The organism is Mesorhizobium sp. P3_B5, from assembly GCF_056402815.1.
Window position 1 is genome coordinate 236,343 of record NZ_JBFUGR010000007.1, and the last position, 12,306, is coordinate 248,648.

The following is a 12,306-nucleotide window of genomic DNA, read 5'->3' on the forward strand; positions in this document are numbered from 1 at the left end:
CAGGGCGCAAACTTTCGTGATTTCCCAGCACTTTGGCTTGGACATTATTTCGCCGGCCACGTAACAAATCTGCGCCGAGGCGCGAACATCGGGGAGTGAACTCTTGTGACCGGCAAGGACGAAGCCGAACTCTCCCGGCTGCTGCGGGCCGCGATTGCGGGAGACGAAAGGGCTTACGCCGACTTTCTGCACCGCATCGCTGCTGTCGTTCGCGGCTTTGCCCGGCGCAAGATCGTACAGGGCGGAGTGGACCCCGAGGATGTCGTGCAGGAAACCTTGCTAGCCATTCATGTGAAACGGCATACTTGGCGTGATGATGCGCCGGTCCTGCCGTGGGTCTATGCCATAGCGCGTTTCAAGCTGATCGATGCTTTTCGGCGGCGCGGGCGGCGCATCGAGATCGAGATCGACGACATCGCCGAGACCTTTGCCGAGCCGGAAGCCGAGACCGTCAGCGAGCGCGATATCAACCGGGCGCTCGACGGCCTGCCGCCGGCGCAACGCTCGGTGGTCTCGGCTGTATCGGTCGAAGGCCGTTCCATCGGCGAGACGGCGGCGAAATTCGGCATCACCGAGACGGCGGTGCGTGTGTCGCTGCATCGCGGGCTTGCCGCGATAGCGAGACGGTTCGGGCGGGAATGACATGAGGACGGACGATCTCATCAAGGCGCTCGACGCCGATGCAAGCAGCAAGGCAATGCCGTTGCGCTCGGCCTGGTGGGTGGCTGCCGGTGCGGCGGTGGTGATCGCGGCAGTGGTTTTCTGGCTGACCATCGGCCCGCGTCACGATATCGCGACGGCCATGCATTCGATGCGCTTCCTCGCCAAATTCGTCTTCACCATCACGCTTGCCATCAGCGCCTTTGTCTTCATCCGCAGACTCTCGATGCCCGGTGCCTCGACTGGTCGGGCGGCTGCCTGGATGATCGCCGCGCCGCTGCTTGTGGTCGTGGCCGTCGTTCTCGAGCTTTTCGCGGTGCCGCAGGCCGAATGGGGCACGCGGCTGGTCGGCTCCAACATGATGATCTGCATGGCGCTCATCCCGCTGATCGGCATCGGCCCGCTTGCCATTTTCCTCTGGATGCTGCGCTACGGCGCGCCAACGCAACCGGTGCTCGCCGGCACGGTGGCCGGCCTGCTTGCCGGCGGGCTGTCGGCGACCTTCTATGCCGCGCATTGTTTCGACGATTCGCCGCTTTTCGTCGCCACCTGGTACACGATCGCGATCGTCATCCTTGCCGCGCTCGGCGGGCTCGGCGGGCGGCTCTTCGTGCGCTGGTAAGAGGCCGCGAGCGGAGCCGATAGACACCGATCCTTAATCATGCCGGCAATTGTTTGCGGGCAAACCATATCGGCGGTACCGCCGGCGCAACCTTTCCTTAAAATCGATCATTCAGGGTTTTTGCGGGGACATGCGATTATGCATGGGGATCGCACACATCGTGACTTGGCAGGAATCGAAGGGTTTGAGACCTGATAGACGCGCAGTTTTGGCGCTGCTGGCGGTCGGCATTTTCTGTTTCGCGGCGACCGTGTCGATCCTGTTGTCGCGGCTGGATGTCAGCGCCGAGGCGCTAAAGCTCTATCTCAGGATATCGATCGCCATTGCCGGGGGCGCGGTTTTCCTGCTGGTCCTGTTCATCCGTCGGGTCATGGACGATCGCCGGCAGATCGGTGAGAGCGAGCAGCGCTTCCGTCGCGCCATGGAAGATTCAGCGATCGGCGTTGCCATCGTCAGCCTCGACGGGCGCATTGTGCAGACCAATCCCGCCTTTGCCGCCATGCTCGGCTATACGCGCGAGGAGATCGAGGCGCTGACCTTCTTCCAGATCACACATCCTGACGATCTGCAGATAGGCAAGGAAACGATGGAGAAAATGAGAGAGGGCAAGGTCGATTCCTATCACTTCGAAAAGCGCTACCTCAGGAAGGACGGAACGCCGGTGTGGGCCCACCTCGCCGGCTCCGTCATCCGCGACGAGCGCACTGGCCGGCCGCTCTATCTCGTCTCCCAGATCGAGGACATCGACGCCCGCAAGCAGTCGGAGGCGCGCATAGCCGAGGCCGAGACGCGCTGGAATTTCGCATTGGCCAGCGCCGGCCAAGGCGTCTGGGACCTCGACATGCGCAAAGGTGGCACGACCTATTCCTCCACCTGGGTGAACATGCTGGGTTACGCGGACGGTGAGCTGGATGGCGACCCCGATCTCTGGCTGACAATGATCCATCCGGACGACCGCGAAACCGTCGCCGAGGCCGATCGCGCTCATCTGGACGGCAAGACGCAGTATTTCGAAGCCGAATTCAGGATGCGCCACAAGGATGGCCACTGGATCTGGATCCTCGATCGCGGCAAGGCGCTGGAGCGCGACAGCGAAGGGCGCCTGATCCGGGCCATCGGCAGCCTGACCGACATCACCCAGCGCAAGCAGGCCGAAGAGCGCCTCATCGTCTCGGCGGCGATGCTGGCCGATGAAAAGGAGCGGCTTCGGGTAACGCTGCAATCGATCGGCGACGCCGTTATCTGCACCGATGCCGCAAACCGCGTCACCTTCATGAATCCGGTTGCCGAGAAGCTGACCGGCGTTGCCGGCGCAGAGGCGCTCGGCAAGACGCTTGGCCATGTCTACTGGGCGGTCGACGAGGAAACCGGGCAAAGGATCGGCGTGGCGCGGCCCGCGATCAACAGCCCCGGCCCTGCGGACCAGAACAGCCGCGCCGTGCTCATCCGTCGCGACGACACGCGCTGCAGCATCCGTCAGGTCGTGTCGCCGATCATGAATGAGCGCAACGAGTTCTGCGGGCTGGTGATTGTCTTTCAGGACTTTACCGATGCGCGCGCCCTGCAGCGGCAGCTCGCCTACGCCGCCGCCCATGATGCGCTCACCGGTCTTGCCAACCGTTCGAGTTTCATCCGCACCATGGAGGAGCTGGTCGATCAAAGCCGCAAAGCCGACACGGCCGACACGACAGGGTCGGTCGGAGGGGGCAGCGAGCACCAGTTCATGTTCATCGACCTCGACCATTTCAAGCTGGTCAACGACACCGGCGGTCACGCCGCGGGCGATGCCTTGCTGAAGCGGGTTGCCGACGCCATCCGCGGTGCTCTTGGTCCCGAAGACATTGTTGCCCGCCTGGGTGGCGATGAATTCGCGGTGATCCTGAAATCGGGTTCGGCGATCAGCGCCAAGATTGCCGCGCGATCCATCATCGATGCGATCCGCGGCCTGAGTTTCGCCTGGGACGGCCGGCACCATTCGATCGGCGCCAGCATCGGGCTGGCCCCGATCCGCGCCGGCTATGGCGAAGTCGACGAGATCATCGCCCGGGCCGATGCCGCCTGCTATGCAGCCAAGGCTGCCGGCCGTGGATGTGTTTCGATGGCGCCGGAGGAGAACGGCACGAGTGACAAGTCAGAGACACCGACGCCGCTCGCCGTGGCGTCGTAGGCGACGCGCAGCCAATCTTCCTGTTTTTGGTGTTTCAGCGCGTCGGGACGGGATGCTCGCCGCGATAGTCGTAGAAGCCGCGCCCGGTCTTGCGGCCGAGCCAGCCGGCCTCGACATATTTCACCAGCAGCGGGCAGGGGCGGTATTTCGAATCCGACAGGCCGTCATGCAGCACCTGCATGATCGACAGGCAGGTATCGAGGCCGATGAAATCGGCAAGCTGCAGCGGTCCCATCGGATGGTTGGCGCCGAGCCGCATGGCGGTGTCGATGGCGTCGACCGAGCCGACACCCTCGTAGAGCGTGTAGATAGCCTCGTTGATCATCGGCAACAGGATGCGGTTGACGATGAAGGCCGGGAAATCCTCCGAGACCGTGATCGTCTTGTCGAGCTGCTTCACATAGGTCTTGGCCGCCTCGAAGGTCTGGTCCTCGGTGGCAATACCGCGCACCAGTTCGACCAGCTTCATCAGCGGCACCGGGTTCATGAAATGTATGCCGATGAAGCGCTCGGGACGGTCGGTCTGGGCGGCGAGGCGCGTGATTGAGATCGACGAGGTGTTTGTCGCCAGGATGGCTTCCGGGTTGAGCTGCGGGCAGAGCTGCGCGTAGATCTTGCGCTTGACCGTCTCATCCTCGGTCGCCGCCTCGATCACCAGATCGGCACCGGCAAGGTCGGCCATGGCCGGCGCTGCCGAAATGCGCGCCATCGCGTCGTTGCGGACCTTTTCCTCAAGCTTGCCCGAGCCAACCTGGCGCGCCATGTTGCCGCTGATGGTGGCGATGCCCTTTTCGATGCGGTCGGGCGAGATGTCGTAGATCAGCACCTTGAAGCCCGACAGCGCGGAGACGTGGGCGATGCCACCGCCCATCTGGCCCGCGCCGATGATGCCGATCGTCTCGATCTTGCCCATTACACCGATCCCGTCATATGGCCTTTGCGGCCTGCTTTTGTGCGGTGCAAACTAAGAGGGCGGGGCGACTTCGTCTACCCCGCCCCTCACAATTTAATACGCTTTGCCAGAAAGCGTCAAAGAGCCTTTTGCAGTTCCGGCAGAATGACGAAAAGGTCGCCGACGAGGCCGTAGTCGGCAACCTGGAAGATCGGCGCCTCCTCGTCCTTGTTTATGGCGACGATGACCTTGGAATCCTTCATGCCGGCGAGGTGCTGGATGGCGCCGGAGATGCCGACGGCGATGTAGAGATCGGGGGCGACCACCTTGCCGGTCTGGCCGACCTGCCAGTCGTTGGGCGCATAGCCGGCATCGACGGCGGCGCGCGAGGCGCCGACGGCGGCACCGAGCTTGTCGGCGACCGGCAGGATGACCTCCTGGAACTTTTCCGCCGAACCCAGCGCGCGGCCGCCCGAGATGATGATCTTGGCCGAGGTCAGCTCCGGACGGTCGGTGTCGGAAAGCTTGTTTTCGACGAAGGAGGACAGGCCGGGATTGGCGGCGGCATTGACGGTCTCGACCGAAGCCGAGCCGCCCTCGGGGGCTGCCTGGAAGGAGGCGGTGCGCACCGTGATCACCTTCTTGGCGTCGGTCGACTGCACCGTCTGGATGGCGTTGCCGGCATAGATCGGCCGCTTGAAGGTGTCGGGCGACACGATCTCGATGATTTCGGATACCTGCGCCACATCGAGCAGGGCTGCCACGCGCGGCGCGACATTCTTGCCCGATGAGGTCGCCGGGGCGATGATGGTGTCATAGGACCCGGCCAGCGAGACGATCAGCGCCGCCAGCGGTTCGGCGAGACGCTCGGTCAGTTCGTCGGCATCGGCCAGCAGCACCTTGGTGACGCCCTTGAGTTTGGCGGCGGCGTCCGCCGCCGGCTTGGCGCCCTTGCCAGCAACCAACACATGCACGTCCGAACCGATCTGCAGGGCTGCAGAGAGCGCCTTGGCGGTCTGGTCGGAAAGGGTTGCGTTGTCGTGTTCGGCAATCAGAAGAATAGCCATGTTCTTGTCTCCTTTTCCGATCGCTTACAGCACGCCGGCTTCGTTCTTCAGCTTGTCGACCAGTTCGGCGACGCTCTTGACCTTGACGCCTGCCTTGCGGCCGCTCGGCTCCTCGGTCTTGATCACTTTCAGGCGCGGCTTGACGTCGGCGCCGTAGTCGGCCGGGGTCTTCTCGTCGAGCTGCTTCTTCTTGGCCTTCATGATGTTGGGCAAGGAGGCATAGCGCGGCTGGTTGAGGCGAAGGTCGGCGGTCACGATCGCCGGCATCTTCAATTCCACCGTCTGCAGGCCGCCGTCGACTTCGCGCGTCACCTTGGCCTTGTCGCCGTCGATGACGACTTTGGAAGCGAAGGTGCCCTGCGCCCAACCCAGAAGGGCTGCGAGCATCTGGCCGGTCTGGTTGGAATCGTCGTCGATCGCCTGTTTGCCGAGGATGACGAGGCCGGGCTGTTCGGCGTCGACGACGCCCTTCAGCACCTTGGCGACGCCGAGCGGCTCGGTCTGCTCATCGGTTTTGACCAGGATGGCGCGGTCGGCGCCCATGGCGAGCGCGGTGCGCAAGGTTTCCTGCGCCTGCTGTGGTCCGATCGAGACGACGATGATCTCGTCCGCCTTGCCGGCCTCCTTCAGCCGGATCGCCTCTTCGACCGCGATTTCGTCGAACGGGTTCATCGCCATTTTCACATTGGCAAGCTCAACCGCCGAACCGTCCGCCTTGACGCGCACCTTGACGTTCGCATCCACAACCCGCTTCACGGGCACAAGGATCTTCATTTCCTGTCACCTCTTTCAAGAATAGTTGGGCGCGCTATAGCAGCGCGTGCCTTTTCTGAGTTGTCGAAAGCCGACATTCCAGACGGAATTCTGCTCTTCAAACGCCTAGCAGTGGCGCTTCCGTAGTTGCGACTACCCGGCGCGTCAATATCCGTGACGCACTCAAATCGGTTCAGTCCTGACTTGGAGTGGCTCCGCGACCCCATTGCGGCGCGGGCTGCGCCGGAAGTGGAGCGGTTGGCTCGGCTGGGGTGGGCGCCTGTCCGACGGTCGGCGTGGCTTCGGGCTCCCCATCGGCGCCGGCAAGCAGCGGCACGCCGCGGCTGCGCAGGATCAGCACCAACACCGCGCCGGCGATGATGCCGCCGATGTGGCAGGCCCAGGAAACCTGGTTTTCGCCGCCGGAGGCGAACATCACCACCTGGAAGCCGATCCACAGGATGAGCGGGATGAAGGCCGGGATGCGCAGCGGAATGCGGGCGAAGGCCAGCACCCATACTTTCACCCTGGGATAGAGGATCAGATAGGCGGCGACCACGCCGGCAATGGCGCCTGAGGCACCGATCAGCGGCACTTGCGAGTCCCACGCCACCAGACCCTGGAAAGCGGCTCCCGCGATGGCGCACAGGAGGTAGAAGATGAGGTAGCGGATATGGCCGAGCGCGTCCTCGACATTGTCGCCGAACACCCACAGGAACAGCATGTTGCCGCCAAGGTGGAAAATATCGGCGTGCAGGAAGGCATAGGTGAGGTAGCTCAGGCTCTCGGGAATGACGACGAATTGCGGCGCCAGTTCCGCCTTGTCGTGGACGACGGACGGAATGAAACCGAGGCCGAGCACGGCGGCGTTGTTGAAATCCTCGCCACCGATCGCTGTGACCAGGTAGATGAGTGTGTTGAGCGCGATCAGGCCGATCGTCACATATTGCAGCCTGATATGCCGCAGCCTGTTGGTGTCGTAGAGCGGGATGAACATTCAGGGACCCCTCCCGCTTCGGCCAAATTCAGCGGTTCTTGCCGGGAATCCATAACACGTCGGCATTTCCGTTGTCATTGACCGCCCGTGCGGCGACAAACAGAAAGTCCGATACGCGGTTGATGTACTTGATGCCCTCGCGGTTGACATGCTCGCGCGGGTCCTGCGCCAGCGCCACCATGATGCGTTCGGCCCGTCGCGCCACCGTGCGAGCGAGGTGGAGGGCGGCGGCCGCCGGCGTGCCGCCGTTCAGCACGAAGGATTTGAGCGGCTCCAGGTCCTTGTTGAGGAGGTCGATGTCTTTTTCGATGCGGTCGGTCTGAGAGGCGACGATGCGCAGCGGCTCGTAGCCGAGCGGCTTGCCGTCGTCGGGTACGGCGAGATCGGCGCCGAGGTCGAAAAGGTCGTTCTGGATGCGGCCAAGCATCGCGTCGATCGACGGATGGGTTGTCGCGGTGTGGACACGGGCCATGCCGATGCAGGCATTGGTTTCGTCGACCGTGCCATAGGCATCGATGCGCAAATCGGATTTCAGCCGCCGTTCACCGCTGCCGAGACCGGTGGTGCCGTCGTCGCCGGTGCGGGTGTAGATCTTGTTGAGCTTGACCATGCTCTGCCTCCCGAATCGGCTGGCGCCGTCATTTGCGGGTGAAATACACCGCCAGCAGGATCAGCGCCAAGGCCACGGCCTGCAGCAGCACGCGCGCCTGCATCAGCTTGTTCGAGGTCATGCCGGAGCCGCCGCGCATCATGTTGATAAGACCGCGTATAAGCACAATCACCACGGCGACCATGACGAGGACGGCGAGGACATTGAAGACGGTTGCCATAGTCTGTTCCCAGTTCTGTTGCGTTCAGGCGCGTTTGGCCAGAACGCGATAGAGCATCGATGCCGGCAGAAGGCGTTTGAGGATCACGCCAATCCTGGCCGGCACTGTTACCACATAGTGCGGGCGCGGGCGCCGCGACAGAAGCGCATGGCGCAAGGCCGCATGAACCACCTCCGGCCCTGGCTTCAGGCTGGAGATACTGCCGCCGGCCCGCAGCCGTGCCAGCTGTGCCTCGTAGTCGAGGCGGTGGGCGGAGTTCTCGTGGTCGATATTCCTGAGGAACCAGAACAGCGCATTGCTGGCGATCTTCGATGTCACCGGCCCTGGCTCGATCAGCGAGACATGGATGCCGCTGCCCTGGAGTTCCTGATGCATGCACAGCATCAACCCCTCGAGTGCGTGCTTGGATGCGGAATAGGCGCCGCGAAAGCGAACCGGCGTCAGCCCGAGGATCGAGGAACAGTGGACAAGGCGGCCATGGCCCTGGCGCCGCATGACCGGCACGATACGGCGGGTGAGATCGTGCCAGCCAAAAAAATTGGCCTCGAATTGTTCTCTCAGTGCTGCAACCGGCAGATCCTCGACAGCGCCGGGTTGCGCATAGGCGCCATTGTTGAACAGCCCATCGAGCCGTCCGCCCGTCCGCTCCAGTACCGAGGCCACCAGCGCCTCGATGGAATTGGGCTCGCGGTAGTCGAGATAAAACGCCTCGATGCCGTCGGTTTCGAGGGCAGCAATGTCTTCAGGTTTTCGTGCGGTTGCGAACACCCGCCAGCCTTCCGCCTTGAGCGCGCGGGCGCAATACGCCCCTATCCCGGAAGAGGCGCCGGTGACGATGATGGTGCGCAACTCCTGCGCCGGAGAAATCGTGGTTTGACCTAGGGTTGCCATTTGCCACAATCACTTCCCATATTCGCGGCGTCGAGACAATCGAAGGGAACGCGGCTCTTGATGCGGAAGATCGTCGTGCTGCGCCGCGTGCTCTATGACGCGCTAGGCCATTTCAACACCGACGACGGCTGGGCCATGGCCAGCCATCTGGCGATCACCTCGCTGATGGCGCTGTTCCCGTTCCTGATCTTTGCCACGACGCTGGCGAGCTTCCTCGGCGCGCAGGCGTTCTCGGACACGGCCGTGCATCTTGTCTTCGACACCTGGCCCGAACAGATCGCCAAGCCGATCGCACGCGAAGTGCTCAACGTGCTGACCGTCAGGCGCACCGACCTTCTAACCTATGGCGTGCTGCTTGCCGCCTACTTTGCCTCGAACGGCATCGAGGCGCTGCGCACCTCGCTCAACCGTGCCTATCGCGTCTCGGAAACGCGCGGCATCATCTACCGCCGGGTGCAGAGCATCATCTTCGTGCTGATCGCCACCGCCGGCTTCCTGGCAATCAGCGTGCTTTTGGTGTTCGCGCCGCTGCTGGCGAGGCTCGCCGAAGCTCATATCGAAGGGATCAAGCCCTATATGGGCACAATCACGCTGTGGCGTTACGTCATCGCCTCGACGGTCATTGTCGGCGGGCTGTTTGCCGTGCATTTCTGGCTGCCTGCCGGCAAGCGCCGTCTCGTCTCGATCGTCCCCGGCATCACCTTCACGCTGGCGGCATGGCTGATCGGCTCGACCGTCTTCGCCAGCTATCTCGATCATTTCTCGTCCTATGTGACGACCTATGCCGGCCTCGCCTCGATCATGATCGCGGTGGTCTTCCTCTATATGGTCTCGGCGATCTTCATCCTCGGCGGCGAGCTCAATGCCGCGATCAGCCGCTATCTCGAGGCGCGAGCGCGGGTCGGATGAGTTGAGGAATTGGAGAATTGAGGAACTGAGGAACTGAGGAACTGAGGAAAAAAGAGGCCTTATCTGGGGCTGTGTGATTCTTCCCCAATTCCCCAATTCCCCAATTCCCCAATTCCCCAATTCCCCAATTCTCCAATTCTCCAATTCCTCAGTTCCCCAGTTCCTCAATTCTCCCCTTGGCCGGCCGAGCCGTCGCCAGGCCGACGCCGAGCGTGGCGATCGCCATGCCGACAAGCTGCACAAGGTTGAGCTGTTCGCCGAACAGTGCCCAGGCGATGACCGCGGTGACGGACGGGACCAGATAGAACAGCGACGCGACCTTCGACATTTCGCCGTCGCGGATCATCACCATCAACAGGAAGATGGCGCCGATCGACAACACGAGCACCAGCCAGGCCATGGCAAAGATCAGTTCGCCGTTGATGATGACCGTGCGTGTCTCGAACGCCAGCGAGGCGAGCGTCATCAGCGCGGCGCCGCCGACATATTGCCACATGGTCGCCGCCACCAGGTCGCCGCCGGAGGCGAAGCGCTTCTGCCAGACGGTGCCGGCACTCATGCCCAGCACCGAAACGATCGAGGCGATCAGCGTTTCGGCGGTCACGCCGCCGCCAAGAGCGCCAAGCTTCGGCCAAAGCACGATGATCACCCCGAGCAGGCCGACAGCGAGGCCGACCCAATGGCGCGGCAGGATGGCTTCGCCGAGAAACCGGCCGGCGAGCACCGCCGTGATCAGCGGCTGCAAGCCGACGATCAGCGCCGAAAGCCCGGCCGGCATGCCCCGGTGGATCGCCCAGAACACGGCGCCGAGATAGATGCCATGCATCAGGATTCCGGCAACGGTGGCGTGGAGCGCTTCCGTGCGGGTCGCTCTCTTCGAGCCAAGCACCACCATCAGTCCAGCCAGCAGGATTGCTGCCAGGACGAAACGCACCGCCAGGAAGGTGAAGGGTTCGGCCCATGGCATGGCATAGCGCGCACCGATGAAGCCGGTTGCCCACAGGACGACAAAGGACGCGGGGATGAACCGCTTGAGACTGTGCATTTTAAGGGGGCGCCCGGTTTCGGTAAAGATGTTCGGTAAAGAGTCGACTACCGCGATTGCTCTAATGCGGTTCGATCCGGCAAGCAAAACGAAACAATTGATTTATAAGCTCATTCGAATTTAACCGGTGGTGTCAGGACTATCGACTGATCCCCGGGAGACATGGCGTTTCGGCTTCGACAAGGAGCGAGCAGGCATGCTGTTGCATCTCGACACAAGCTGGTTGCTGATGACGGTCGCGTCCGTCGCCGTGTTCGGTTTCTTCTTCGGCGCGGCGCTCGACGCCATCATGAAGGAAGACGGGTTCGGCTCCAGCGGCAACACGCTGTTGTTCACCTTCGGCTTCTTCTTTGCGATCATGGTCGCGAATGAACATGGCATCAGCCTGAGAGATCTCAAGCTCGCGGTCGCCTGGGGCCTGGGCGGCGCCTTCACCTTCATCAGCGTGCTGGCGCTGGTCAAGGCGGGGCTGGCCCGTTGGTGATCGGTCTCGGTTCGGCCTGACCTGAATCTCAACACACCCTGGAGCGAACCTGTCTAGAGTCCAACCAGCCGCCTGACATCGTCGGGCGATGCACCTGTCTGGCGTTGCGAGGCAAGTCCGGTATCGCCAAGGCTTTTCGACAGCTTTCGTCCGTCCGGTCCCACGATGAGGCGATGGTGAAAATATTTTGGCTGTGGCAGGCCCAAAATGTCCTGCAGCAGGCGCTGCACGCCGGTGGCGGAAAACAGGTCCTGGCCGCGCACGACGTGGCCGACGCCTTGCAGCGCGTCGTCGACGATGACGGCGAGATGGTAGCTGGTCGGGATCTCGCGGCGCGCCACGATCACATCGCCCCAGTCCCGTGGCTTGGCTTCTATCGTTCGGGTGGAAGAAAGCGTTTCGTCGGTAAACTCGCTCCAGAACAGGTCCTTGCCGAGGCGCGCCAGCGCCGCCTCAACGTCCAGCCGCCAGGCGAAGGGCGTATTTTCGGCGATCCGTCGTTTGCGCTCCCTGATCGGCAACGCCTTGTCCGCGGCGGGATAGAGCAGCACGCCGTCGGGGTCGCGCGGCCAGTCGCGACCGCGGCTTTCGCTGTCGGTGATGAAGGCTCTGATCTCGCCACGGCTCATGAAGGCGGGGTAGACGAGCTCTTCCGCAATCAGCCGGTCGAGCATCGCCCCATACTCCGCGAAATGATCGGACTGACGGCGCACCGGCTCTTCCCAACCGAGCCCGAGCCATTTGAGGTCGCGAAAGATGCCGGCTTCGAATTCCGGTGTGCAGCGCGTCGTGTCGATGTCCTCGATGCGCAGCAACAGGCGCCCGCCGGCCGCCGCTGCCAATTTTTGATTGAGCAGCGCCGAATAGGCGTGGCCGAGATGCAGTTCGCCATTCGGGCTTGGCGCGAAGCGGAATGTCAGGAGTGTCATCTCTCAGGCAGCAATCGGATTGTGCAGCAGTTTCGCCAATTGCTACGCTGGGCTCAGTGC

At 62.8% G+C, this 12,306-nt stretch carries 14 protein-coding genes; 5 read left to right on the forward strand and 9 right to left on the reverse strand.

What is annotated here, in order from left to right; genetic code table 11:
• Positions 1-105 precede the first annotated feature (105 nt).
• From AC1DVW_RS19900 to AC1DVW_RS19910, 3 genes are all read left to right on the forward strand, one after another.
• Positions 106-642: a sigma-70 family RNA polymerase sigma factor gene (locus tag AC1DVW_RS19900; RefSeq protein ID WP_477246578.1), complete on the forward strand. Its 537-nt coding sequence runs from the start codon at positions 106-108 to the stop codon at positions 640-642.
• A 1-nt stretch (position 643) separates the two neighbouring features.
• Positions 644-1,282, forward strand: a complete 639-nt coding sequence (locus tag AC1DVW_RS19905) for an NrsF family protein (protein WP_477271021.1) — start codon at positions 644-646, stop codon at positions 1,280-1,282.
• A 184-nt stretch (positions 1,283-1,466) separates the two neighbouring features.
• The gene (locus AC1DVW_RS19910; RefSeq protein WP_477325279.1) at positions 1,467-3,449 is read left to right on the forward strand and encodes a PAS domain S-box protein; all 1,983 of its coding nucleotides are present in this window, start codon (positions 1,467-1,469) and stop codon (positions 3,447-3,449) included.
• A 34-nt stretch (positions 3,450-3,483) separates the two neighbouring features.
• Here AC1DVW_RS19910 and AC1DVW_RS19915 read toward each other — a convergent pair whose 3' ends face one another.
• The 7 genes from AC1DVW_RS19915 to AC1DVW_RS19945 all read right to left on the reverse strand — a co-directional run bounded on the left by AC1DVW_RS19915 (position 3,484) and on the right by AC1DVW_RS19945 (position 8,879).
• On the reverse strand, positions 3,484-4,362 hold the full coding sequence (locus tag AC1DVW_RS19915; protein ID WP_477325281.1) for a 3-hydroxybutyryl-CoA dehydrogenase: 879 nt from the start codon (positions 4,360-4,362) through the stop codon (positions 3,484-3,486).
• A 116-nt stretch (positions 4,363-4,478) separates the two neighbouring features.
• The gene (locus tag AC1DVW_RS19920) at positions 4,479-5,408 is read right to left on the reverse strand and encodes an electron transfer flavoprotein subunit alpha/FixB family protein (RefSeq protein ID WP_477325283.1); all 930 of its coding nucleotides are present in this window, start codon (positions 5,406-5,408) and stop codon (positions 4,479-4,481) included.
• Positions 5,409-5,432: 24 nt separating this feature from the next.
• Positions 5,433-6,182: an electron transfer flavoprotein subunit beta/FixA family protein gene (locus AC1DVW_RS19925; protein ID WP_477246590.1), complete on the reverse strand. Its 750-nt coding sequence runs from the start codon at positions 6,180-6,182 to the stop codon at positions 5,433-5,435.
• Between the two features lie 172 nt (positions 6,183-6,354).
• Entirely contained in the window at positions 6,355-7,158 is an 804-nt protein-coding gene (locus AC1DVW_RS19930; RefSeq protein WP_477271029.1) for a rhomboid family intramembrane serine protease, read from the reverse strand.
• Positions 7,159-7,186: 28 nt separating this feature from the next.
• Positions 7,187-7,768, reverse strand: a complete 582-nt coding sequence (locus tag AC1DVW_RS19935) for a cob(I)yrinic acid a,c-diamide adenosyltransferase (protein WP_477325285.1) — start codon at positions 7,766-7,768, stop codon at positions 7,187-7,189.
• 28 nt (positions 7,769-7,796) lie between these two features.
• Positions 7,797-7,988, reverse strand: coding sequence for a twin transmembrane helix small protein (locus AC1DVW_RS19940; protein ID WP_477246596.1), 192 nt, complete (start codon positions 7,986-7,988; stop codon positions 7,797-7,799).
• Between the two features lie 24 nt (positions 7,989-8,012).
• Positions 8,013-8,879, reverse strand: a complete 867-nt coding sequence (locus AC1DVW_RS19945) for an SDR family oxidoreductase (RefSeq protein ID WP_477271033.1) — start codon at positions 8,877-8,879, stop codon at positions 8,013-8,015.
• A 60-nt stretch (positions 8,880-8,939) separates the two neighbouring features.
• On the opposite strand from AC1DVW_RS19945, the gene AC1DVW_RS19950 reads away from it, so the two are divergent.
• The gene (locus AC1DVW_RS19950) at positions 8,940-9,788 is read left to right on the forward strand and encodes a YihY/virulence factor BrkB family protein (RefSeq protein WP_477246599.1); all 849 of its coding nucleotides are present in this window, start codon (positions 8,940-8,942) and stop codon (positions 9,786-9,788) included.
• Positions 9,789-9,936: 148 nt separating this feature from the next.
• Here AC1DVW_RS19950 and AC1DVW_RS19955 read toward each other — a convergent pair whose 3' ends face one another.
• Positions 9,937-10,833, reverse strand: a complete 897-nt coding sequence (locus AC1DVW_RS19955) for a DMT family transporter (RefSeq protein ID WP_477325287.1) — start codon at positions 10,831-10,833, stop codon at positions 9,937-9,939.
• Between the two features lie 196 nt (positions 10,834-11,029).
• Between AC1DVW_RS19955 and AC1DVW_RS19960 the strand changes: the two genes are divergently transcribed.
• Positions 11,030-11,317 (forward strand): hypothetical protein, encoded by a 288-nt coding sequence (locus AC1DVW_RS19960; protein ID WP_477246603.1) that lies wholly within the window; start codon positions 11,030-11,032, stop codon positions 11,315-11,317.
• A 53-nt stretch (positions 11,318-11,370) separates the two neighbouring features.
• On the opposite strand, the gene gluQRS is transcribed toward AC1DVW_RS19960, so the two are convergent.
• The gene (gluQRS, locus tag AC1DVW_RS19965; RefSeq protein WP_477325289.1) at positions 11,371-12,246 is read right to left on the reverse strand and encodes a tRNA glutamyl-Q(34) synthetase GluQRS; all 876 of its coding nucleotides are present in this window, start codon (positions 12,244-12,246) and stop codon (positions 11,371-11,373) included.
• Between the last annotated feature and the right edge of the window lie 60 nt (positions 12,247-12,306).